Genomic DNA, 24,587 nt, shown 5'->3' with positions numbered 1-24,587 from the left:
GAACTCCAAGGAGGCATGGATGACGATCGACAACCGATGCGCGGTGCTGGGCAAGCCCATCGCGCACTCGCTGTCCCCGGTGCTGCACAATGCGGCGTACCGTGCGCTGGGGCTGAAGGACTGGGCCTACGACAGACACGAGGTGGGCGAGGACGATCTCGACGCCTTCCTCAAGGGCCTCGACCGCACCTGGCGGGGACTGAGTCTGACGATGCCGCTCAAGAGGACCATCCAGCCGTACGGCGTACCCGCCAACGTGTGGGCGCGCGAGCTGAAGGTGGCCAACACCGCGATCCTCGACTGGTCCGCGGCCGACCATGACGACCCCGCCTGGCCCAACGGCAGACCGGGCATCAAGCTCTACAACACCGACGTGGTCGGCATCCAGCTCGCCTTCGACCACGCCAACCGCGAGCTCGGCGTCCATCACGCCGACGGCGAACCGGGCCGCGCGCTCATCATCGGCAACGGCAACACGGCCACGTCGGCCGCCGCCGCATGTCTGATGATGAGCGAGATCGGACGCATCACCGTAGCCTCGCGGCACCCCGGCAGGAGCCTCGGGCTCGACTCCGCCTCCCGAATCATCAACGGAGACGACCGCCGTCCGTACGACGAGATCGACCTGAACGACGAGGAAGCCATGATCCGGGCGGCGTGCGAGGCGACCTACGTCATCAGCACCATCCCCGGGCGTGCGGCGGACGGACTCGCCGCCGTGCTCGATGCATCGTCGGCGTCGTTCGACGGCCTGCTGCTCGACGTGGTCTACGATCCGCGGCCCACGAAACTCATGCAGGCATGGCGCGACCGCGGCGGCCATGCGATCGGCGGCGAGGAGATGCTGCTCTACCAGGCCGTCATCCAGGTGCTGCTCATGACCGGAATATGGGACGGCGACCCGCCCTCGGACGCCGACAGGCGTCTGCAGGACGTCACCACCGATGACGACCAGTTGGAAATGGCGATGCGACGGGCCCTCGAGGAGGCGTTGTGATGAGAAACCGGCGACTGATGACGATGATCAACCAGGCCGAACCGGGCGAGGAGAACAAGCCCGCGCCCGCCGACGCGTTCGAGGTGCTGCTCATCACCGGCATGTCCGGCGCGGGGCGCTCGCACGCCGCCGACTGCCTGGAGGACATGGGCTGGTACGTGGTTGACAACCTGCCGCCCAAGCTGCTCGTGCCGCTCGTCGACATGATGACCAATGCGCGCGGCGGCGACGGCGTGCACAAGCTCGCCGCCGTCATCGACGTGCGCTCGCGCTCCTACTTCGACGATCTCAATGAGGTGCTGAGCCATCTGGACGATCTCGGCGTCAAGACCCGCATCCTGTTCCTTGACGCGCGTGACGACGTGCTCGTCAAGCGCTACGAGTCGGTGCGCAGGCCGCATCCGCTCCAGCGCGGCAACCGTCTGATCGATGGCATCAACGAGGAGCGCGTGCTGCTGTCCGATCTCAAGGAACATGCGGACATGGTGATCGACACCTCCGCGCTCTCCATCCACCAGCTGTCCACCAAGCTCTACGAGGCGATGATCGGCAAGGGGCCGTCCACGGTCTCCGTGCACGTCTTCAGCTTCGGGTTCAAATACGGCACGCCCACCGACGCCGACTTCGTGGCCGACGTGCGCTTCCTGCCCAACCCGTTCTGGGTGCCGAGCCTGAGGGAGCTCACCGGACGGGACAAGCCCGTCGCCGACTACGTGCTCGGCTCCAAGGGGGCCACGGAGTTCCTCGACGCCTACGAGAAGGCGCTGGTGACGGCCATCGAGGGGTACGCGAAGGAGGACAAGCACTTCGTGACCATCGCCGTCGGCTGCACCGGCGGACAGCACCGGTCCGTGGCGATGAGCGAGGAGCTGGCACGCCGTTTGCGTTCACATGGGCTTGATGTCACCGTTTCGGCGCGCGAGCTGCAACGTAGGCGATGATCGCGGGCTGACCATATCCCGAGACGGCACCGTCGAAAAGGTGAAAAAGGTAAGAATGTTGTCCAAGATGGTCGGTATCACAGAAGTTTGGCGGACGGCAGGAGTATCCATCCTTCAGGGCCGGGCCTGAGACCATTGAGAGGGACGAGACTTAGGAGGTTGGCTCTTGGCTCTTCTGGATGATGTGAAAAGCGAGCTGGCGGCGTTGGAGGATGAGAAGGCGGATGCGCGCAAGGCGCAGGTGACCGCCATGATCCGCTTCGCCGGCGGCTTCACGAACAATGCCCAGAAGCAGATCGTCATGCTCGCCACATTCGATTCGCTGATCGCCGCGCAATGGCTGCAAAGAAACATCGAGGACCTGTACAACCTCGAGGCACGACTCATCACGTCAAGCCGCACCACGCCCAAGGGGACGCACCAGTACCATGTCGTCAAGGTCGAGCGCGGCGCCGTGAACCTTGCGGTGGCCACGGGCCTGATCGACCGCAACAAGGCGGTGCGCGGCCTTCCGGTCAAGATCGTGCAGGGCAAGATCGCCCAGGTCCGTGCCGCATGGAGAGGCGCGTTCATGGCGAAGGGCATCCTGTCCGATCTGGGCAAGAACCCGTACATGGAGATCATCTGCCCGGGCAACGAGGCCGCCATGGCGCTGGCCGGACTCGCTCGCAGGCTCGGCATCACCGCCAAGCCGCGTCAGTTGAGCAAGTCATATCGCGTCACGCTCACCGACCCCGATTCGATCGAGCGCATGCTCAACTCGCTGGGCGCGCTGCGTTCCGCACGCGAGTGGACCGGCAAGCGCACCGACGGGGAGACCCGTTCCAAGGCCAACCGACTGGCCAACTTCGACGACGCCAACATGCGCCGATCCGCCAAGGCCGCGGCCGAGGCGTGCGAGAAGGTGCGCAAGGCGTTTGAACTGTTCGAGGAGGCCGGCGTCGAGGTGCCCGACAATCTTCTGGCCGCCGGTAAGCTGCGTCTGGAGCACGGCGACGCGAGTCTCGAGGAGCTCGGACGTCTCGCCGAGCCGCCGATCTCGAAGGACGCCATCGCCGGTCGCATCCGCAGGCTGCTCCAGCTCGCGGAGAAGACCGCCAAGTCGCGTTCCTGATCGCGAACGCGCGGGGAACAGCGGAAACGTTTGTTAAAAAACATGTGTCAGGCCTGCCGTCCGCGGCAGGCCTGTTGTATTATGCGAAGTGGCAAGAACTCGCCACTTTCCCGCGCGAGCGGTTCAGAAAGGATACACATGAAGACACTTAAGGATCTTGGAGATCTCAAGGGCAAGCGCGTTCTGGTGCGCGCCGATTTCAACGTCCCGCTGGACGGCACCACGATCACCGACGACGGTCGTATCAAGGCCGCCCTGCCGACGATCAAGACCCTGCGCGAGGAAGGCGCCAAGGTCATCCTGATGGCCCACCTCGGTCGTCCGAAGGGCAAGGTCGTCCCGGAGCTGTCCCTGGCCCCGGTTGCCAAGCGTCTGGGCGAGCTGCTCGGCGTCGAGGTCCCGCTGGCCGCCGACACCTACGGTGAGGACGCCCAGGCCAAGGTCGCCGCGATGAACGACGGCGACGTCGTCCTGCTCGAGAACGTGCGCTTCAACCCGGAGGAGACCAGCAAGGACCCGGAGGTTCGCGCCCCGTACGCCAAGAAGATCGCCGCCCTCGGCGATGTCTTCGTCTCCGACGGCTTCGGTGTCGTGCACCGCGCCCAGGGCTCCAACTACGACGTGGCCGCCGATCTGCCGGCCGCCGCCGGCCTGCTGGTCGAGAAGGAAGTCAAGGCCCTGTCCAAGGCCACCGAGAACCCGGAGCGTCCGTTCACCGTCGTGCTCGGTGGCTCCAAGGTCTCCGACAAGCTCGGCGTCATCGAGAACCTGCTCGACAAGGCCAACCGTCTCGTCATCGGCGGCGGCATGGTCTTCACCTTCCTCAAGGCCAAGGGCTACGAGGTCGGCACCTCCCTGCTCGAGGAGGACCAGCTCGACAAGGTCAAGGGCTACATCGAGACCGCCGAGAAGAACGGCGTCGAGCTCGTGCTGCCGACCGACATCGTCGTGAACCCCGGCTTCCCGGCCGGTGACACCCCGGTCGCCCCGGAGGTCGTTCCCGCCGACGCCATCCCGGCCGACAAGATGGGCCTCGACATCGGCCCCGACTCCCAGAAGCTGTTCCACGACAAGATCGTCGACTCCAAGACCGTCGTGTGGAACGGCCCGATGGGCGTGTTCGAGATCGCCGCGTTCGCTGACGGCACCAAGGCCGTGGCCCAGGGTCTGGTCGACGCGACCGCCGCTGGTGCCTTCACCATCGTCGGCGGCGGCGACTCCGCCTCCGCGGTGCGCAACCTCGGCTTCCCGGAGGACGGCTTCTCGCACATCTCCACCGGTGGCGGCGCCTCCCTCGAGTTCCTCGAGGGCAAGGAGCTCCCGGGCCTGAAGGTGCTCGAGTAGTCATCACGGTTTCGTGAGGAAGGGGCGGCGTCAGGCCGCCCCTTTCGCTTGACGGCGCTCCTCGCCGTCCGTCACACTCTCACCGCTCTCCAACCACTCCGCCTGCAAGTGCAGTGCGCTGCATCATCGCAACCCCCGCGCAACGGAAGGAATCCCATGGCGTCCAAACGCATCCCGCTGGTGGCCGGCAACTGGAAGATGAACTTCGATCATCTCGAGGCCACCTATTTCGTGCAGAAGCTCGCATGGCTGCTGCGAGACGCCCATTTCGACTTCCGATCCGTCGAAGTGGCGCTGTTCCCCTCTTTCACGTCGCTGCGCAGCGTCCAGGTGCTCGTCGAGGCCGACAAGCTCAGGATCCGCTACGGCGCACAATCCGTGTCCGTCACCAACCAGGGCGCGTTCACCGGCGACATCTCCGCGGACATGATCGCCCACCTCGGTTGCTCGTACGTCATCATCGGCCACTCCGAACGCCGCAAATACCATCCCGAGGACGATGCCAACATCGTCGATCAGGTGCGCGCCGTGCTCGCAGCCGGCATGCAGCCCATCCTGTGTGTCGGCGAAAGCTTCGAGGAGCGTCGTCAGGGCATCGAGCTCGACTTCGCCGTCGGACAGGTCCACGATGTGACCCGAGACCTCAACGAGGATGAGGCGGCCAAGCTCATCATCGCCTATGAGCCGGTCTGGGCGATCGGCACCGGCATGGTCGCCACCCCCGAATCGGCGCAGGACGCCGCCCAGGCCATCCGCGCCGACATGAGGTCGACGTTCGGCGCCGACGTGGCCGACACCGTGCGCATCCTCTACGGCGGCTCCGTCAGCTCGAAGAATGCGGTCGAGCTCATCGGCGAGCCGGACGTGGACGGCTTCCTCATCGGCGGCGCCGCGCTCGACGCGGACGAGCTGGCGCGCATCTGCCGTCTTACCGAGCGGACCGTGCGCTGATCGTCTGATCGTCTGATCGTCTGATCGTCTGATCGTCTGATCGTCACATGTTTTTCAACACGTTGCGCTATGCTTAGGCGCAGCATTAGTAGAACCCGGAGGTATACACACCTTGACCGCTGTCAAAATCGCCCTCGAAATCGTCGTCGTCATCCTGAGCTGCTTGCTCACCCTGCTCATCCTCATGCACAAGGGCAAGGGCGGCGGCCTGTCCGACATGTTCGGCGGTGGCCTGACCCAGAACGCGGGCACCTCCGGCGTCGCCGAGAAGAACCTGAACCGCTGGACCGTCATCATCGCCCTCATCTGGGTGGCGATCATCATCGCCTTGGGTCTGATGACCAAGTTCAACCTCATCTGAGTTCGTCAGGCCTTGGCCTGAACTCCCCGAGTATCGCATAGGGACATACACACGGCGTACAAGGGCATATTCGCAATCGACCCATGACCCAACGGCCATGGGTCGTATTCGTATGCGCTCATGCACGCGTGTACACGTCGCGCCCGCAACAACCGAAAAGGAAACAAGCATGGTCACCATGAACCGCAACAAGGTCGTCATCGTCGGCACGGGCCAGGTCGGCTCCACCGCCGCGTTCGCCATCGTCACGCACGGTCTGTGCAACGAGCTCGTGCTCATCGATCACAATCCGGACAAGGCGTCGGGGGAGAGCCATGACCTCGACGACGGCAGCGAGTTCTGGGACCGCCACATCCGGGTCCACGCCGGCGACTACTCCGACTGCCGCGACGCCGACATCGTCGTCATCACCGTCGGCCGCAAGCCTCCGGCCAACTCCACGCGTCTGGCCGAACTCGGCTTCACCGTCGGTCTCGTCGGCGACGTCGTCGACCATGTCATGGCCTCCGGCTTCGACGGCGTGATCGTCATGGTCTCCAACCCGGTCGACGTCATGGCATGGTATGCGTGGAGGCGCTCCGGACTGCCCCGCACGCAGGTGCTCGGCACTGGCACCGCGCTCGACACCTCCCGTCTCAAGACCATCATCGGCGAGGAGACCGGCCTCGACCCGCGCAACGTCGGCGGCTTCGTGATGGGCGAGCACGGCGACTCCCAGTTCACCGCATGGTCCACCGTCTCCCTCGGCGGCAAGCCGTTCGCCCGGTTCCTCGCCGACAACCAGAGCCGCTTCTCCTCCGTCTCCACCGAGGAGATCGAACGAAAGACGCGCATGCGCGGCAACGAGATCGTCGCCGTCAAGCACGGCACCAACTTCGGCATCGCCTCCACCGTCGCCGGCATCGTCCAGACGATCCTGTGGGACGAACGCCGCATCGTGCCCGTCTCCACGCTGCTCGACGGCGAATACGGCGAGCATGACGTCTTCCTCGGCGTGCCCACCGAGCTGCGCGCCAACGGCGCCAACGAGATCGTCGAACTCGATCTGACCGACGAGGAGCACGCCAAGCTTCACCGCTCCGCCGAGATCGTGCGCTCCTACTGCGAGGGGTTGCTGTGACGGATCCCGCAAGCACCATCACGGCCGCCGGCATGGACCCGCGCCCGCAGCTCATCGTCGCCGACCTCGACGGCACGCTCCTGCACGGCGCGCCCACGTTCGAGGAACGATACATCACCAGCCGTTCCGTCGAGGCGGTGGAACGCCTGCACGACGCCGGATACCGCTTCGCCATCGCCACGGCACGTCCCGTGAGCACCGGCTACGAGTACGCCGAAAAGCTGCCCGTGGATGCCTGCATCTACCTGAACGGCGCGCTGATCGACTTCGATCCCGCGAAATCCGACTACGACATGCTCACCTCTGGCATGATGCCGGCCGACGGGCATCTCATGAAGATCGGCTTCCTCTCGTCGCGCGCCTGCGAGGTGTGCCGTTTCCTGCTGGGCGAGATGCCGGGGCTGAAGCTCGGCATCGTCATGGACGACGTGCGCTACACGAACTTCGACGTGAGCGTCTACTGGAAGACGCAGACGTGGCGTCCCACCGACTTCACCGATGTGCCCGACGGCGTGGCCGACAAGCTCATCATCTTCCCCGAACCCGAACAGTGGACGCGCCTGAAGACCCTCGTGCCGCCGGATTTCGACGTGGCGATCTCCGAAGGTTCGATGTGGATGCTTATGAATCCGCTTGCCAACAAGCGCCATGCGCTTCAGACACTGTGCGAGCGCATGGACGTGCCGCTCGAGTCGAGCGTGAGCTTCGGCGACGATCTCATCGACATCGACATGATGACCGCCTCCGGCATCGGTGTCGCCGTCGCCAACGCCAACCCCGAGGTTCTGAAGATCGCTGACCAGATCTGCCCGCCTAACGACGACGACGGCGTAGCCCAATGGATCGACGCCCACCTGCTCGTAAACTAGCTCGGCCTCCTGTGACGAGGGGGTGGGCAGCGGCAGCTGACTTTGGGAGAGAAAGGGCCAACTGTCCCCATCCCGGGGACAGGACATTGACCTGAACTCATCCTCCGTGATGCAATGACACCGTGAACGCGATCGGTGGATTGCACGGGGAGGGGAGTGGCGTATGCGACGATTCGATTCGGTGAGGTTCGAGGATGTGAGCTACCGTTACGGGCGCAGTCACACCGCCTTGGATCATGTGTCGTTCCGGCTCGGCACCGGGCTGACGGTGCTGCTTGGTCCGAACGGAGCGGGAAAATCGACGCTGATCGGCATCCTGTCGACGTTGCTGACGCCCGGTTCGGGAACCGTGTCATACGGCCGGATCGTCAATCCCAAGGCGCGTGCGATGGAGACCGTTCGATCGTCGATCGGCTACTTGCCGCAGAATTTCGAAGCCATTGAATGGTCCTCCGTGCGCCGCAATGTGGAATATGCCGCATGGGCGCACGGAGTGCCCGGACGATCCTGCGCGCAGGCCGCCGAAACGGCCATACGTGACATGGGCCTCACCTCTCAGACGGATACCCGGGCGAGGGAACTGTCCGGCGGCATGCGACAACGCCTTGGTCTCGCCTGCGCGATCGCCCACAGACCATCCCTGCTGATTCTGGACGAGCCGACGGTGGGCATAGATCCCATGCAGCGCGTGCAAGTCCGGGAGATGATACGTCGGTATGCCCGGCGCTCGATGGTGATCATGAGCACACACATGGTCGAGGAGCTGCATGGATCCGCATCCCATGTGCTGGTCCTCAACGAGGGCGGACTGGTCTTTGATGGTGATCTGGCGTCGTTCGCGGCAATAGGGAATACCGGTGCGACAGCGCATCAGACCGATCGGGAGGACGTATTCGGCATGTCGGGGCTGGAGTCCTCCTACATCGTGCTCATGCGCTCACCGGCACAGAAGCGGGAGTCGCAACGATGAACAACATCGCGAACCATCGTAACCGTGTGCCTTGGTTCCCATTGTCCACAAGGCCACTGGTCATGATGGTGCTCGTGACGGCGTGTTCGGCTGCCGTCATGTCGGAGTTTCTTATCGCATGGCCGCCGCCGACATGGGTCGGATGGCAGGCGCATTTCCGCGACGGTCAGATCGGAGCCGCGGCCGCGGGATCCTTCATGGGGGCCGTGATCGCGAAATCATTCGACGTGTGGTCGGTGATCGCCCCACCCTGCGCATCCCGACCGAAAGCGGGAGCCGTCATTCAGCTGATCGGATGGCCATGTCTGGCCAACGCGTTCGCCTATTGTCTCGGCATGGCGCCGTCGACCGTCATCACCGCAATGCACGCGTCCTACGGAACTCCCGACCTGCTGGCCGTTTCGGGGACTCTGGTCAATGTGGCGGCATGGCCCGCGTTCGGCGCCATGGTCGCGATGGTGGTCGTTCACCCGCTCAGTGCGCTGTTCGCGCTCGCGGCCAGTGAGATCGCCATCATGACGCCGATTGTTCTGAGCAATACGATTCCGGGCTTCTCGGCTTTGGCGGTCGCCCCGATCTGGCAGTTAGACTTTCCATTTGTAGGGGAACGGGCCAATCCGTGGGTTGCGATATCGCGCCTTACGCTGTTCCTGGTCGTGTTCTGCTGTCTGATCGTCGTAGTCGTCGTACGTGCGTCGGACGGGCACCGGGAGGGAATGCATCTTCGAGCGTATTCATGGCTTGTTTTTCCGGCAGCGTTGTCCGTCATCATCGTGGCGTTCCAGCCGAATATCATCGCGATCGACCATCGGCTATCCGCTGTATGTGCGACGGAGGGCCGCATCACCGCGTGCGTCGCGGAAAGCTACAGGGATACGCTGCCGATCCACCTCGAGACGGCTCATGATGTGTATGATGCGTTCGGTCCTCCCGGTCCGATCACCATCATCGGTATGGGTTTGGAAGGGCGGGATCTGAAGTCGATGCCGGGAATCGAGCCGCGGATGCTGGATGCCGGCGAAGTGATCCAACCCACCAATGCGATCGTCGAAACCAGGAAGGCGTTCGAGAGGGATCTGCGCGGCAGCCTTATCGATTACGTTTCCGGTGGCCCCGCCTGCGATGACGGCGGCGGCATGTTCTCCAGACTGTCGGCCTTCGCCTTGGGAGAGCATATCGACGACTATCTTCGCTTGGGGAAGCAGCGTTATATGCAGTCTCAGACGCAGGAATCGCGACGATCACGACATACCGGTTCCGACGGAACGGATCCGTTCGATGCCGATGCCGATACCTTTGATCTTGCGGCATGGTATGACGCCCATCGTTCCGATGTGCTGTCATGCGCATTGAATGAGAAGGACTTCTCATGAGAACGTGGATGGAAGGCAGGCATGCGATGGCCGTCTATGCGGCGGCGGTATTGGGATTGGCGACGGCCTGTCCGTGGATGGACATCGTGCTGGTGCTGGGCCCCTCCAAGGGGGCTGGAAACCATCTCGTGATTTCGCTCGCAGACATGATGCTTCTGGTATGTACGCACGTCATGGCATGGGCGTTCGCCCCCTGCATGACCCATGTGGATGCGCTTGGCAGAAAGCCGATTGCGCTGGATTCCGCCATGGCGTCTGTCGCAGTGCTGATCTACGCGATCGCCGTCCCGTGGCTGAGGTTCGTGTACTCGCCTACGGTGGATGTCGCATACACGTCGGTGTTCGGTTCGTTGCTGGTTGGTACGGCGACCGCCATGACGATGCTGATGGTCGCCTGCATTGGTGGGAGCGGCGCATTGGTGGGAGCGGTCGTGGTCGTACTGCTGATAGGTGGCGAGAGCTGGCAGATGCGCCTCTTCGGGTTCAGCGTGCTGCCCGGGGACATCAATCAGATGACGAAGCTGCGTACTGCGCTGCTGATCATGCTGGTTGCGGCGGTATGCTGGTCATGGTGGTCATCCCGCGCCGGTGCGTGGCCGTTGCTGGGAAGGACCGTATGGGAGCGGCGATGAAGAGTGCATCCGAGGTCATCCGCATCGGCGTCGTCGACAATGACGAGCTTGCCTTAGGCGCGTTGCGGATGGTGATCGCATCCTCCGACGCGCGGTTCAGGGTTATCTGGACGTGCGCTCTCGGATCGATCGCCGCACGTCGATGCCTGTCCGCCGCGACGCGCCCACAGGTGCTGGTCGTCGATATGGCTATGGAGGAGATGAGCGGCGTGGAGCTGTGCGCCAAGATCCGACGTCTCAATGCGGGCATCGGCATCGTCGGCGTCACATCGTACGCGCTGGGCCCGTATAGACGTGATCTGGCCGTCGCGGGGGCGCAGGCGCTGGTGTCGAAGACCGATTTCCGGGGATTGGGCGAGGCGATACGTTCGGCTGCTGAAGGTCGGGGAGTCGGTTTCCGATCCTCTTTGAATACCGTGGCGTTCCCCGATGTCGGAGATGCGGAACGTGCGATGAACGAGCACGACGGTTCGATTCACGCATCTCGTGAGGATGGATTGTTCTTCTCCGCAAAACTGTCCGCGAGCGAATTGCGCACCCTGCGCCTCTACGCGTCGGGAGCCTCCACGGCCGACATCGCGGCGTTGATGGGGGTCAAGGAGTCGACGGTGCGCACGTTCGAGAAGCGTGGCATCGCCAAACTTGGTGCGCGGTCGCGTGCGCATGCGATTGCGCTGTGCCTGACACGACACCTGTGGTAGGTCGATATGTGGTGAGCGAGATATGAGCTGGGAATGGTTCGAAGGGCATTGGCGACGATACTCGGCCGTAGCGGTCGGTGTCGTCGTCATGATCTCGTGCGTCCGCGAACTGGTGTGGGCTGATGTCGTGTACCCGACGTCCGCGCCGTTCACCGCAGGCGTGTACGTGGCATGCGTGTTGCTGATGGCGGTGCTGCCGACCGTCGGAGCGTGGATGACGCTGGTGCTGTCGATCGCCGGCATGCTGTCATCGGGGTTCGTGGATACCATCAACAACGGTCTGACCCTGATTGGCGTGCATACCGTCTCGGTGCCGTGGATGCCGTCGGTGATGCCTCTTGCGGCTGCGTTGGCTCTGCTTATGCTGGGATATGAGGGCGGTCTGCACATGTCTTCGGCGGCAATCGTGGTGTTGATCGCCGCGGGATGGGGCTGGATCCACGGAATTCCGCCGTTCTCGGCACCGGTCGTGTCCGTCGTGGTGGCGACGACGATGGTGCTGCTGTTGATCGCGGCCGCGATACGCTGGCGTGGACAGCGCGTTCGTGCGCTCATAGAGGAGCGTCGTATCGCCCGCGAGATGACGGAGCGTGATGAACGGCACAGGATGGCGGCCCGTCTGCATGATGACGTGACCAACAAACTGGCGTTTCTCATCACGGATCTCGAATGTATGCGCTCCGATTCCCGTGGGATCACGGACGAGCGGCTTGAACTGTCACAGCGGATGGCTCGCGAGGCGTTGGATCGGGTTCACGAGGTGATTGCGATGATGGAGGGGAACGCCGATGATGGAGGGGAGACGATTCCTGCAGCGGCGCATTCCGTTGCTCGGGACGATGCCCGAGACGCCGTTCTGGACGACATGGGTGAGCGCATTGTGGAGCACGACGTCACCGCACTCCTGACCGAACTCGACGATCGACTGCGGATGCTGGGCTTCGAGGGCACCTCCTCGGTAGAATGCCGCTTTGCATGCGCCCTGCACTCCGATGCCGCCGACGTTCTCATGGCGTTGATCCGCGAACTCTACGCGAATATGGCCCGTCATGCGAGACCCGATGGCGGATACGACGTGAACATCGTATTCGACGAGCATCGCGTCATCGTCACGGCCTGCGACGTGGCGAAGGCGGAGGACACCCGTGGTGCCGGCACTGGTCTGGAACGGCTGCGACGGGAGCTCGCCCCATTGGGCGGGACCATTGATGTTGTAGCGGACAGTGACGGCGATACGGATGACCACAAGGGAGGCGAGGATGACAGGGCGGTCCCCGGCGAATGGTCCGTCATCGCGGTGATTCCATACGATTCCCGAAAGTTCAATTCACGATGTGAGATGACGCGGGAATCAAATTGAACTTGTCTTGAACCGGGGCTAGCTTTTGAACCAATGTTCAATATAAATTGAACTTTATGGTTTGGAGGAAGCCATGACCACTACGGTGTTCGCCGACCGTCTGCGCAACGCGATGATCGACAGGGGAATGAAGCAGATCGATCTCGTCCACGCCGCCGAACGCAGCGGCGTCAAGATGGGCAAGAGCCACATCAGCCAGTACGTGGCCGGCAAAACCATGCCCCGCGAGGATGTGCTTGACTTCCTCGCCGGCGAGCTCAAGGTGGATGCGAACTGGCTCAAGGGGGATCTGAGAAGCTCGGCCAACGACGTTGTCACGGACCTTGGTCCGGGAGCCTCGATGCCGTCCTCTGCGAACGACACGGAAGCCATCGATCCCGAATCCACGGCCGACACCGATCCGATCGTCGAACCGTTCCCCGAACCGACCCACGCCGTGCGTCCGATCGATGATGGGAACACAGCATTCACATCCACTGAGACGGGATCGACCGGATCCTCCGCGTCTTCGGCCGCATCGCCGTCCTCGCCGAGCTCCTCGACTCCGCGTCGCCGCACGTTCGGCAAGTCGCACAAGCTCGACCACGTGCTCTACGACGTGCGCGGCCCGGTCGTCGACGAGGCGGCCCGCATGGAGGCCGACGGCACCCACATCCTCAAGCTCAACATCGGCAACCCCGCTCCGTTCGGCTTCCGCACCCCGGACGAGGTCGTCTACGACATGGCCCACCAGCTGACCGAGACCGAAGGCTACTCGCCGTCCAAGGGCCTGTTCTCCGCCCGTAAGGCCATCATGCAGTACGCGCAGCTCAAGAACCTGCCGAACGTCACCATCGACGACATCTACACCGGCAACGGCGTGAGCGAGCTCATCAACCTGTGCATGTCCGCGCTGCTCGATGACGGCGACGAGGTGCTCATCCCGAGCCCTGACTATCCGCTGTGGACCGCCTGCGTGAACCTCGCCGGCGGCACCGCCGTCCACTACGTGTGCGATGAATCCTCCGAATGGTATCCGGACATCGATGACATGCGCTCGAAGATCACCGACCGCACCGTCGCCATCGTGCTCATCAATCCGAACAACCCGACCGGCGCGCTCTACCCGAAGGAGGTGCTCGAGCAGATCGTCGAACTCGCGCGCGAGCACCATCTCATGATCTTCTCCGACGAGATCTACGACCGTCTGGTCATGGATGGCTTGAAGCACACGTCCATCGCCTCGCTCGCCCCTGACCTGTTCTGCGTCACGTTCTCCGGCCTGTCCAAGTCGCACATGATCGCCGGCTACCGCGTCGGCTGGATGGTGCTCTCCGGCAACAAGCGCATCGCCCGCGACTACATCGAGGGCATCAACATGCTCGCGAACATGCGCATCTGCTCGAACGTGCCCGCACAGTCGATCGTGCAGACCGCGCTCGGCGGCCATCAGAGCGTCAACGACTACATCGTGCCCGGCGGACGTCTCTACGAGCAGCGCGAGTACATCTACAACGCGATCAACGCGATTCCCGGTCTGACCGCCGTCAAGCCGAAGGCCGCGTTCTACATCTTCCCGAAGATCGACGTGAAGCGGTTCCACATCCACGACGACGAGCAGTTCGCGCTCGACCTGCTGCATGACCAGCGCATCCTCATCACGCGCGGAGGAGGCTTCAACTGGGGCGAGCCGGACCACTTCCGCATCGTCTACCTGCCGCGCATCGAGGTACTGAAGGACGCAACCGCCAAGATCGCCGACTTCTTCAGCTACTACTGGCAGAGCTGATTCCACGCGATCCGCGCAGCTCCGGCAGCATCACCACGAACAGCACCACCGCTAGAACCGCCGTCACGAGATCGGCCAACGCCTGCGCGGCGATCACGCCGTTATAGCCCGCCACACGAGAGCCGATGAACAGCGTCACGGCGAGGATCACGCCCTGACGCCCGATCGACAGCAGGAACGCGCCCAGTGCCTTGCCGGTCGACTGGAACGTGCACGTCGTGACCATGACGATCGCCACGCACACGAGGCTCAGCAGCTGCACGCGCAGAATACCCGCACCAAGCGTGATGATCGTCTCGTCGGCGATGAAGAAGCGCATGAGCTGACGGTCGAAGACGCTTAGGACCACCGTCATCACCAGCGCGAACGAGCATAGGAACGCGTATGCGAACCGCATGATGCCGGCGAGCCTGACCATGTTCCGTGCTCCGTAGTTGTAGCCGATGAGCGGCTGTGCACCGAACGCGAAGCCGACGAACACGAGCACCGCGATCATCACGACCTTGAGCGCGATGCCCATCGCCGCCACCGTGTCGGTGCCGTAGGGCAGCAGGAACAGGTTCATCATCACGATGCCGACGCTCTGCGTGAGGTTCGTGATGGCCGAGGGAATGCCGATGACGAGGATATCGCGGATCTCGGCGCCGGTGATGTCGAGGCGACCGCGCGTCGGCCTCGTATGCGCCGTTGATGCATCCGCCGTCATGGCATCCGCCGTCATGTCCGTCGTCGTGCGCGGCGCATCGTCTTTGCGGAACATGAGCCGCGGGTCGATCGACAGGTTCGGGCTGCGCTTCAACAGGAACCACACGAAGTACGCGTCGGTGAGGATGTTCGCGATCACCGTGGCCCCCGCGGAACCGGCCGCACCCCAGCCGAAGACGTGGATGAACAGGGGATTGAGCACCACGTTGATCGCGGTGCCGGCGATCGAACCGATCATCGACTGCACCGCATGGCCCTCGGTGCGCAGCATGTTCGTCGGCGTCATCGACACGATGATGAACGGCGATCCGATGATGATCAGCGTGTAGAACTCGCTCGCCGGCACCCACGTGTCGCTGGTCGCGCCGAGGAGCGTCAGCATCTGATCGCGGAAGACGAGGCCCAGCACCACGATGAGGATGCCGGTCAGGATCGCCGCGTAGAAGCAGAACACGCTCAGCCTCTTGCCGTCGGCGAACCGGTGCTGGCCGAACAGACGGGAGATGACCGAACTGCCGCCAAGGCCGAAGATGTCGCCCAACGCGATCATCACCGTGAACACCGGGGCGGTCAGCGAGACGCCCGCAACCATGTTCGTGTCACCGGTGTGCGCGATGAAGTAAGTATCGACCATGTTGTACACGAGCGTGACCAGCATGCTCAGCACCACCGGCATCGCCAGACTGAAATACGCCTTCGGAATCGGCGCCCTCTCGAACAGTTCGCTGTCCATGACCGCTTGGCTCCTCCCCATGTCCGTTCGTTCTCCTCCGCACGCCCATCCACTCGGGCCGTGGGCATTGTATCCGCAACAGTGCGGACAACGACACGCTGGACGACCGTTGACCTCCAGCGCTTGAAGTCCATAGGGTGGGAATCAGTCGTCCACGCATGTCAAGGGAAAGGAACCATCGATGTTCGGAACCAGGAAAGGCGGTCTGTTCGCCGACAACAAGCCCACGCTCGGCCAGTGTGACCCGGAGTTCATCGACCTGTTCACCCGATTCGCCTACGACGAGGTCATCCACGAGCCGGGTGCCAACCACCCCGATCTCGACGACGCCACCCGGTCGATGGCTATCCTCGCCACGCTCATCGGATGTCAGGGCACGGACGCGTTCGCCACGATGCTGCCGGTCGCGCTCGACGGGGGAGTGACGCCCGTCCAGGTCAAGGAGGTCGTCTATCAGTCCGTCGCCTACCTCGGATTCGGCCGCGTCCTGCCGTTCCTCAACATCGTCAATGAAGTGCTGACCGATCGCGGAGTCACGCTACCGCTCGAAGGACAGTCCACCACGACGCCCGAGACGCGCGCCGAGGCGGGCGAGCGCTCTCAGATCGAGATCTTCGGCGAGGGGATGCGCGGCTTCGCCACGTCCGGACCGGAGGAGACACGACACATCAACAAATGGCTGGCGGACAACTGCTTCGGCGACTACTACACGCGCGGTGGTCTCGACACGCGTCACCGCGAGATGATCACGCTGTGCTTCCTCGCCGCGCAGGGTGGCTGCGAACCGCAGCTCGTCGCCCATGCGAAGGCCAATCTGCGCGTCGGCAACGAGAAGGCGTTCCTTATCGCCGTCGTCTCCCAGACGATGCCCTACATCGGCTATCCGCGCACCCTGAACGCGATCCGCTGCATCAACGAGGCCGCCGCCTCAGCCTCCGCTGATTGATCAGCGAGTCAACGACGCCGCAAACGATGCCCAGCACGGCCGGCAGCACCCATCCGAGCTGGGCATCATGCAACGGCAGCAGCGCGAGCGTCGCATCCATCCAGGGGATTGAGCCGCCGAACACCGTGACCAGCGAGGAGACGCATCCGGCGAACGCCACGAGACCGACCAGCAGCACTGTCCAGAAGTACACGCGCGGCAGTCGTGCACCCAGCACGCGATGGGTGAGCGCCAGCAGGACCAGCACGATCGAGATCGGATACAGTGCGGAGAGCACCGGCACGGACACCTTGATGATGAGGCTCAGCCCGGCGTTCGACACCACGAAGCTGAACACGGTGAACAGCAGCTGCCATGCGCGGTAGCTCACCGTGCGTCCGCCGACAGTGGGGAATTTCGTGTGGAAGTACGTAGCGCATGTGCAGATCAGTCCGGTGCACACGTTGAGGCAGGCGATGACGAACACGACGCCCAGGAACGCGGTGCCGGCCGTACCGAACACCGACTGGGTGAGATTGGTGAGCACCGTGGCGCCAGTATCGCCGGACGGGTTGATCGCGGTGATCGCTCCGGAGACCACGCCCACGTAGCTCAGCGCGCCGTAGATGAGGATGAGCAGCACGCCGGTGCCGACGCCCGCATATGCGGTCTCGACCTGCACCTGCCGTTCGTTGTTGATCCGCTGGGCACGGATGTTGGCCGAGATCACGATGCCGAAGTACAGCGCGGCCAGCAGATCCATCGTCTGATATCCGTCGAGGAATCCACGCGCCATCTGCCCGGACGCATAGTCGCCGATCGGCGCCACGTTCCGGTCGATGCCATGCACGAGGCAGGCGGCGAACAGCACGGCGATGAGCGTCAACAGCAGCGGTCCCATGAACCGTCCCAGCACCTTGGAGAGCTTCTCCGGGTGCTGCGCGAAGATGAACGACAATGCGAAGAACACCAACGAATAGACGAGCTGCGCGATCCATCGCGAGTCGGACGCGATATACGGCGCGACCATCATCTCGAACGACGTGGTCGCCGTGCGTGGGATCGCGAAGCACGGTCCGATCGTCAGAATGATGGCGATTCCCAGCAGCAGCGCGAATCTGGGGGAGACCCGTCCGGCGAGCGCGTCGAATCCGCCCGCGAACGTGACGGCCAGCACGCCGAGGATAGGCAGGCCGACCGCCGAGACGATGAAGCCGACGGCCGCGGGCAGGGCGGCGGATCCCGCCTGCGCGCCCACGAACGGCGGGAAGATGAGGTTGCCCGCTCCGAAGAACATCGAGAAGAACGTGAAGGTCATCACCAGCCGTTGGCGTGCGTTCAGTTGCGTGTTCGATTGCATGGAGCGTCATCCTCTCTGTTGTCTGTTGTTGTCTGTTCCGTTGTCCGTCGTGATTCGCGCGGCACGATGCGATTCGTGCGCATTCCACCATACGCATTGAGGCTCCCGACCGTAAAGGTCGGGAGCCTCAATGGTTCAGCTATTCAGCCGGTATGTGGACGCGCGATGCGCGACTGAGGGGATCTCAGGCGTTGACGCGGTCGATGCCGGACTGGACGTCGGCCAGGACGGAGTCCCAGGACTTGATGAAGGCGGCGACACCGTCGGCCTCCAGCTTGTCGGTGACGTCCTTGAGGTTGATGCCCAGCTCAGCCAGCTTGTTGATGATGGCGTGGGACTCCTCGTAGGTGCCCTCGATGGACGGAGCGCCGTTGCCGTGGTCGGCCAGAGCGTTCAGGGTCTTCTCCGGCATCGTGTTGACGATGTGCGGGGCGACCAGCTCGTCGACGTACTTGCAGTCGGAGTAGGCGGCGTTCTTGGTGCCGGTGGAGGCCCACAGCGGACGCTGGACCTTGGCGCCCTTGGCGGCCAGATCGGCCCAGCGCGGATCCTCGGCGAACTTCTTCTCGAACAGCTCGTAGGCGAGGCGAGCGTTGGCGACGGCGGCCTTGCCCTCGAGGGCCTTGGCCTCGTCGGAGCCGTTGGCTTCGAGCAGCTTGTCGACCGCGGTGTCCACGCGGGAGACGAAGAAGGAGGCGACGGAGCCGATGTGCTTGAGGTCGTGGCCGTTGGCGTCAGCCTGGGCGATGCCCTCGATGAAGGCGTCGATGACCTGCTCGTAGCGCTCGAGCGAGAAGATCAGGGTGACGTTGACGGAGATGCCCTTGGCCAGGGTGGCGGTGATGGCCGGCAGGCCCTCGAGGGTAGCCGGGATCTTGATCATCGCGTTCGGACGGTTGACCTTCTCCCACAGCTCAACGGCCTGCTTGGCGGTGTTCTCGGTGTCGTGGGCCAGACGCGGGTCGACCTCGATGGAGACACGGCCGTCGACGAAGTCGGTCTTCTCGGCGATCTCGCGGAAGATGTCGGTGGCGTTGCGCACATCGGTGGTGGTGAGCTCACGCACGGCGGTCTCGACGTCGACCTTGCCCAGCTCCTTGAGCTGCGCGTCGTACGGACCGACCTGGCTCAGGGCCTTCTGGAAGATGGACGGGTTGGTGGTGACGCCGACCACGTTCTTGTTGGCGATGAGGTCCTGCAGGGAGCCGGACTCGATGCGGGAGCGGGACAGATCGTCCAGCCAGATGGAAACGCCGTTGTCGGACGTGCGCTGAGTTGCTTCAGTCATTTATTTTCTCCTTGATACCTTATTGGATCAAACTTCGAAATCTATTGTTGGTGGGCGGATCGGTGGCCTTCGGCACGGCCGCTACGGCGTGCCGAAGGCCACCGATCGACGGGTCACTTGGCGGCTTCGACTTCCGCGATGGAGGCCTTGGCGGCTTCGACCACGTGCTCGGCGGTGATGCCGAGGTCGATCATGTTCTGAGCGCCGCTGCCCTGCAGGCCGAACTGCTCGATGGAGACGGGCTTGCCGTAGGAGCCGAGGTACTTGTACCACGGCATCGCCACACCGGCCTCGACGGAGACGCGGGCCTTGACGGCGGCCGGAAGCACGGCCTCCTTGTACTCGGCGTCCTGCTCCTCGAACCACTCCATGGACGGCACGGAGACGACGCGGGCCTTGACGCCCTCGCCGGCCAGGGTCTTGGCGGCGGAGACGGCCCACTGGACCTCGGAGCCGGAGGCCATGATGATGACGTCCGGAGTGCCCTCGGTGTCGACCAGGACGTAGGCGCCCTTGCGGACACCGTCCTTGGCCTTGGCGGCGGTCTCGGCGAGCACCGGCACGCCCTGACGGGTCAGCACCATGGCGCCCGGCAGCGTGTTCTTCTTCTCGAAGAAGTAGCGGTAGGCCTCGGCGGTCTCGAAGGCGTCCGCCGGGCGGATGACCTCGAGCTGCGGAATGGCGCGGAAGGAGGCCAGGTGCTCGATCGGCTGGTGGGTCGGGCCATCCTCGCCGACGGCGACGGAGTCGTGGGACCACACGTAGAGGTTCGGGATCTCCATGAGGGCGGCCAGACGGACGGCGGAGCGCTCGTAGTCGGAGAACATGAAGAAGGTGCCGCCGAACGGACGGGTGTGGGAGCCCAGCAGGATGCCGTTGGTGATGCAGCCCATGGTGAACTCGCGCACGCCGAAGTGCAGCTGGCGACCGAACTCGTTGCAGTTCGGCCACTGAGCGGTGGCGCACTCGGCCGGGGCGAAGGTGGCGGCGCCCTTGAGGTCGGTCTTGTTGGAGCCGCCGAGGTCGGCGGAGCCGCCCCACAGTTCCGGCATGACGGCCGCGATGGCGTTGAGGACGGAGCCGGAGGCGCCACGGGTGGCGACGCCCTTGCCGACCTCGAAGGTGGCCTCGAGATCATCGATGGCCTTGTCGAAGCCCTCCGGCAGCTCGCCGGCCTTCAGGCGGTCGTACAGGGCGGCCTTGTCCGGGTTGGCCTTGCGCCAGGCGTCGAACTTCTCGTCCCATTCCTTGTGGGCCTCGAGGCCGCGCTCGGCGACCTTGCGGGCGTGGGCGAGGGCCTCCTCGTCGACGTGGAAGGACTCCTCCGGGTCGTAGCCGAGGAGCTTCTTGAGGCCGGCGACGGCCTCGGCGCCCAGCTTGGAGCCGTGGGAGGACGGATCGTTGGTCTTGCCCGGGGTCGGCCAGGCGATCAGGGAGTGGACCTTGATGAGCTTCGGCTGGTCCGGAGCGGCGGCCTCGGCCTTGGCGATGACGTCGGCCAGGCCCTCGATGTCCTCCTTGTAGGAGCCATCGGGCTGGATGAAGCTAAACTCGTCGGTGTACCAGCCGTAGGCCTGGAAGCGCTTGAGCACGTCCTCGGCCAGCACCAGGTTGGTGTCGCCCTCGATCTGGATGCGGTTGGCATCGAAGATCACGGTCAGGTTGCCGAGCTTCTGGTTGGCGGCCAGCGAGGCGGCCTCGCCGGAGATGCCCTCCTCGATGTCGCCCTCACCACAGATCGCCCAGATCTTGTGGTAGAAGGGGGACTCTTCCTTCGGGGTGTTCGGGTCGAGCAGGCCACGCTGGAAGCGCTCGCCGTAGGCGAAGCCGATGGCGGAGGCGAAGCCCTGGCCCAGCGGGCCGGTGGTCATCTCGATGCCCGGGGTCAGACCGTACTCCGGGTGGCCCGGGGTGCGGGTGTCCGCGCCGCCGCGGAAGTGCTTGAGGTCGTCCAGGGTCACGCCGTAGCCGGAGAAGTACAGCTGAACGTACTGGGTGAGGGATGCGTGACCGCCCGAAAGGATGAAGCGATCGCGGCCTTCCCAGTTGGGATCGTTCGGATCATGCTTGATGAAGTGCTGGTACAGGGTGTAGGCGACGGGCGCCAGGGAGATGGGGGAACCGGGGTGGCCGGAACCGGCCTTCTCAACCGCGTCGGCCGACAGGACCTTCGCCATCTTGATGGCGCGTTCGTCCAGTTCGGTCTCCTTGAATTCGGTCATGGATTACTTTCCTTCCAATTGGTCGGGCCGCGTATCCGGCTTGTGCCGAGCGCAAGACGCCCTCACATTGCGATGCCTATGTTACCGTCATTTCACGACGTAGTGGTGTGATTTTGGCGTGTTTTGGTAGCTTCTGTTCCGTTAGCGTTCACAGAATGTGCCACTTCGCTGCCGACGAACGTGTTAGCACTCGACATATGGGAGTGCTAATACAATGAATATGTGCAAATAGGCCATTTTTGGCGGCGTGTCGACGCCGAAGGCCGCATTGCATGAAGCGAGATGAATTGTTGATGAACGTTTGTCCGGCGGGCGCGGGCCGCTGCCCATCGGGCCGTATCTGAAGGAGGTGCGCATGCCTCAATCGAGGCGCATGCTGGTCCTGCGCGCCGTCGTCGAGGACTACATCCGTTCGCAGGAGCCGGTCGGATCCGGGGCGCTGACCAAACAGCACGATCTCGGGGTGAGCTCGGCCACCGTGCGCAACGACATGGCCGCGCTCGAGGACGAGGGCTATCTGATCCAGCCCCACACCTCGGCCGGCCGCGTCCCCACGGAGAAGGGATACCGATACTTCGTGGACCGACTCGCCACCGTCGTGCCCCTGTCGAAGGCGCAGCGGCGGGGCATCGACAGCTTCCTGTCCGGATCGGCAAGCCTGCAGGACACCCTGCAGCGGGCCGCCCGACTGCTCTCCCAGATCACCGGGCAGGTGGCCGTCGTCGCATCGCCGTCGCTCGCCCGTGCCACGCTGCGCCACGTCGAACTGGTACCCGTGGCCATGAGCACGCTCCTCGCCGTAGTCATCACCGACACCGGACGCGTCGCCCAGCACACGCTTGCCATCACGACCATGCCTCCGACCGGCGCCCTCAACGACCTCACCGACGCGATCAACGCCGGATGCTCCGGTTCGTCGCTGCTCGCCGCCGCCCAGATGGTGCGCGCGCTCGCCAGGGACGCGCGCTTCCGCGACCTCGCCCCGCTGGCCGAGGAACTGGCCGAGGCGTTCACTTCGATGTCCGACGATGAACGCGCCAGCGAACTGTACATGTCCGGCGCATCCAGACTCGCGCACCAGCGCACGATGGCCGACCTCGCGCCGCTCTTCGACGCATTGGAGGAGCAGGTCGTCCTCATGAAGCTCATGAGCGCGCTGAGCGAGCAGAGCGCGCGCGCCGACGGGGTCGACGGCGTCGGCGTCGCCATCGGCTCCGAGACCCACACCCCGGGACTGCTGCACGCCGCAGTCGTCTCCGGCGGATACGGCCACGCCGAATCGGAGTCGTCCGCACTCGAGCCGGTACGCAACGAATCCGGCGAACCGGTCGCGTTCGTCGGCTCGATCGGTCCAACCCACATGGACTACGCCGCCACCATCGCCGCCGTGCGTGCGGTGGCCCGATACCTCACCGCCTTCCTTGGCGGCGACGAGCCCGCCGACGGATCCACAGACAACCCATCCCGATCCGCACCATCCGCATCATCCGGACGGTCGGACAGGGCGGACGGCGAACCGGCCGCCTGACCGAGCCTTGTGACACAATAACCCGCTAGCAACCAACCAGAATAAAGGACCAAACGAACCGTGGCAGATTACTACGAGGTGCTGGGAGTCGAACGCACCGCGAGCGAAGAGGAAATCAAGAAGGCCTATCGCAAGATGAGCCGCAAGTACCATCCAGACATCGCCGGACCCGAGTTCGAGGACAAGTTCAAGGAGGTCAACAACGCCTACGAGGTGCTGCGCGACCCCGACAAGCGGCGCATGTACGATTCCGGCGTCGACCCGAACGATCCCAACGCCGCGGCATCCGGCTTCGGACAGGCCGGCTTCGGCGACATGGGCGACGTGTTCAGCACGTTCTTCGGCGGCGCGTTCGGAGGCGGCGCACAGGGGCCGACGCCGCGCACCCAACCCGGACGCGACGCGCTCGCCAGCATGTCCATCGATCTGAAGACCGCGGTGTTCGGCGGCACCGAACAGGTGCGCATCACCACGTTCGGGCTGTGCCCCGACTGCTCCGGCACCGGATCGGCCGACGGCTCCAAGCCGACGACGTGCCCCGACTGCCACGGCAGCGGCTTCAGGCAGAAGGTCGTGCGCACGATGCTCGGCCAGATGATGACATCCGCACCGTGCGAGCGCTGCGAGGGCCACGGAGACATCATCTCCAAGCCGTGCCCCTCGTGCATGGGCCACGGTCGTGTGCGCGTCACGCGCAACGTAGGCGTCAAGGTGCCCGCCGGCATCCGCGACGAATCCCGCATCCGGCTGGCCAATCAGGGCGAGGTCGGCGAGGGCGGCGGCGCGGCCGGCGACCTCTACGTCGACATCCGCATCAAGGCGAACAAGGAGTTCACCCGCGACGGCGACGACCTGCACTGCTGGGTGCGCGTGCCGATGAGCTGGGCCGTGCTCGGCCACGATCTCGAGATCGAGACCTTCGACGGGCCGCAGACCGTCTCCGTGCCCGCCGGATGCCAGCCCGAGGACACCGTCACCCTGAAGGGTCTGGGCGTGGCCCGCATGCGCGAGCAGGGCGAGCGTGGCGATCTCGTCGCCCATATCGCCGTGGAGATCCCCACCAAGCTCTCCGACGAGGAACGCGACCTGATCGAACGCTTCGCCTCCTCGCACGACAACGGTGCCACCCATGTGGCGCAGAGCTCGCGTCCTGCCACCGGCGGCGCCTCCGGCAAGAAGGGCTTCTTCTCGAAATTGAAGGACGCCTTGAGCTGAAGCGATTCCGGACGATAACGAACGAGGGCCGCATCCCCGCGCGCATTGCGCAACGGGATGCGGCCCTCACTCATGGAAGCATGATTCGCCGCAGGTCATGTCCGGCGGCG

Annotated in this window: 21 protein-coding genes; 17 read left to right on the top strand and 4 right to left on the bottom strand. The window is 64.2% G+C overall.

The genetic code is table 11. From position 1 onward, the window contains the following. Positions 1-19 precede the first annotated feature (19 nt). The 14 genes from EMB92_RS02365 (at position 20) to EMB92_RS02300 (ending at position 14,501) form a co-directional block, all read left to right on the top strand. Positions 20-997, top strand: a complete 978-nt coding sequence (locus EMB92_RS02365) for a shikimate dehydrogenase family protein (RefSeq protein ID WP_150393647.1) — start codon at positions 20-22, stop codon at positions 995-997. Positions 998-1,014: 17 nt separating this feature from the next. Continuing rightward, positions 1,015-1,938: an RNase adapter RapZ gene (gene rapZ, locus EMB92_RS02360; protein WP_223847574.1), complete on the top strand. Its 924-nt coding sequence runs from the start codon at positions 1,015-1,017 to the stop codon at positions 1,936-1,938. A gap of 166 nt (positions 1,939-2,104) precedes the next feature. Further along, positions 2,105-3,052 carry a DNA-binding protein WhiA gene (gene whiA / locus EMB92_RS02355; protein WP_043163711.1) on the top strand — a complete coding sequence of 316 codons (948 nt, stop codon included), beginning with the start codon at positions 2,105-2,107 and terminating at the stop codon, positions 3,050-3,052. Positions 3,053-3,190: 138 nt separating this feature from the next. Continuing rightward, entirely contained in the window at positions 3,191-4,396 is a 1,206-nt protein-coding gene (locus EMB92_RS02350) for a phosphoglycerate kinase (RefSeq protein ID WP_107041677.1), read from the top strand. Positions 4,397-4,552: 156 nt separating this feature from the next. After that, positions 4,553-5,347, top strand: a complete 795-nt coding sequence (tpiA, locus tag EMB92_RS02345; RefSeq protein WP_043163715.1) for a triose-phosphate isomerase — start codon at positions 4,553-4,555, stop codon at positions 5,345-5,347. 112 nt (positions 5,348-5,459) lie between these two features. After that, a complete protein-coding gene (gene secG / locus EMB92_RS02340) occupies positions 5,460-5,708 on the top strand; it encodes a preprotein translocase subunit SecG (RefSeq protein ID WP_107044693.1) in 249 nt (82 codons plus the stop codon). A 169-nt stretch (positions 5,709-5,877) separates the two neighbouring features. Beyond that, positions 5,878-6,828, top strand: a complete 951-nt coding sequence (locus EMB92_RS02335; RefSeq protein WP_150393645.1) for an L-lactate dehydrogenase — start codon at positions 5,878-5,880, stop codon at positions 6,826-6,828. Positions 6,829-6,860: 32 nt separating this feature from the next. Next, on the top strand, positions 6,861-7,697 hold the full coding sequence (locus tag EMB92_RS02330) for an HAD family hydrolase (protein ID WP_150393926.1): 837 nt from the start codon (positions 6,861-6,863) through the stop codon (positions 7,695-7,697). 196 nt (positions 7,698-7,893) lie between these two features. Next, entirely contained in the window at positions 7,894-8,667 is a 774-nt protein-coding gene (locus EMB92_RS02325) for an ABC transporter ATP-binding protein (RefSeq protein WP_190973525.1), read from the top strand. Beyond that, positions 8,664-10,040: a hypothetical protein gene (locus EMB92_RS02320; protein ID WP_150393643.1), complete on the top strand. Its 1,377-nt coding sequence runs from the start codon at positions 8,664-8,666 to the stop codon at positions 10,038-10,040. Before EMB92_RS02325 ends, EMB92_RS02320 begins: the two co-directional genes overlap by 4 nt. Next, a complete protein-coding gene (locus EMB92_RS02315; RefSeq protein WP_150393642.1) occupies positions 10,037-10,672 on the top strand; it encodes a hypothetical protein in 636 nt (211 codons plus the stop codon). Before EMB92_RS02320 ends, EMB92_RS02315 begins: the two co-directional genes overlap by 4 nt. Further along, on the top strand, positions 10,669-11,373 hold the full coding sequence (locus EMB92_RS02310) for a response regulator transcription factor (protein ID WP_150393641.1): 705 nt from the start codon (positions 10,669-10,671) through the stop codon (positions 11,371-11,373). Before EMB92_RS02315 ends, EMB92_RS02310 begins: the two co-directional genes overlap by 4 nt. 184 nt (positions 11,374-11,557) lie before the next feature. After that, positions 11,558-12,733, top strand: a complete 1,176-nt coding sequence (locus EMB92_RS02305; protein WP_190973524.1) for a sensor histidine kinase — start codon at positions 11,558-11,560, stop codon at positions 12,731-12,733. Between the two features lie 73 nt (positions 12,734-12,806). Next, entirely contained in the window at positions 12,807-14,501 is a 1,695-nt protein-coding gene (locus EMB92_RS02300) for an aminotransferase class I/II-fold pyridoxal phosphate-dependent enzyme (protein ID WP_150393639.1), read from the top strand. Here the strand turns inward: EMB92_RS02300 and EMB92_RS02295 are convergent. Continuing rightward, the gene (locus tag EMB92_RS02295) at positions 14,479-15,939 is read right to left on the bottom strand and encodes an MATE family efflux transporter (RefSeq protein ID WP_150393925.1); all 1,461 of its coding nucleotides are present in this window, start codon (positions 15,937-15,939) and stop codon (positions 14,479-14,481) included. The two genes, EMB92_RS02300 and EMB92_RS02295, sit on opposite strands and share 23 nt — an antisense overlap. Before the next feature lie 181 nt (positions 15,940-16,120). Here EMB92_RS02295 and EMB92_RS02290 point away from each other — a divergent pair, with 181 nt between their 5' ends. After that, positions 16,121-16,885, top strand: a complete 765-nt coding sequence (locus tag EMB92_RS02290; protein ID WP_150393638.1) for a carboxymuconolactone decarboxylase family protein — start codon at positions 16,121-16,123, stop codon at positions 16,883-16,885. On the opposite strand, the gene brnQ is transcribed toward EMB92_RS02290, so the two are convergent. The 3 genes from brnQ to tkt all read right to left on the bottom strand — a co-directional run bounded on the left by brnQ (position 16,851) and on the right by tkt (position 21,734). Further along, positions 16,851-18,224 carry a branched-chain amino acid transport system II carrier protein gene (gene brnQ / locus EMB92_RS02285; protein WP_150393637.1) on the bottom strand — a complete coding sequence of 458 codons (1,374 nt, stop codon included), beginning with the start codon at positions 18,222-18,224 and terminating at the stop codon, positions 16,851-16,853. The genes EMB92_RS02290 and brnQ overlap by 35 nt on opposite strands. Positions 18,225-18,408: 184 nt before the next feature. Continuing rightward, positions 18,409-19,512, bottom strand: a complete 1,104-nt coding sequence (gene tal, locus EMB92_RS02280) for a transaldolase (protein WP_107041684.1) — start codon at positions 19,510-19,512, stop codon at positions 18,409-18,411. A 113-nt stretch (positions 19,513-19,625) separates the two neighbouring features. Then, positions 19,626-21,734, bottom strand: a complete 2,109-nt coding sequence (tkt, locus tag EMB92_RS02275) for a transketolase (protein ID WP_150393636.1) — start codon at positions 21,732-21,734, stop codon at positions 19,626-19,628. Between the two features lie 355 nt (positions 21,735-22,089). On the opposite strand from tkt, the gene hrcA reads away from it, so the two are divergent. Both hrcA and dnaJ read left to right on the top strand, forming a co-directional pair. After that, entirely contained in the window at positions 22,090-23,262 is a 1,173-nt protein-coding gene (gene hrcA / locus EMB92_RS02270) for a heat-inducible transcriptional repressor HrcA (protein WP_150393635.1), read from the top strand. Positions 23,263-23,322: 60 nt separating this feature from the next. Continuing rightward, a complete protein-coding gene (dnaJ, locus tag EMB92_RS02265) occupies positions 23,323-24,477 on the top strand; it encodes a molecular chaperone DnaJ (RefSeq protein WP_043163740.1) in 1,155 nt (384 codons plus the stop codon). The last annotated feature ends 110 nt before the right edge of the window (positions 24,478-24,587 follow it).

Source organism: Bifidobacterium callitrichos, assembly GCF_008698085.1.
Lineage (GTDB): Bacteria > Actinomycetota > Actinomycetes > Actinomycetales > Bifidobacteriaceae > Bifidobacterium > Bifidobacterium callitrichos.
Note: the sequence above shows the minus strand (reverse complement) of the source record. Positions and strands in the feature narration are given on the sequence as shown.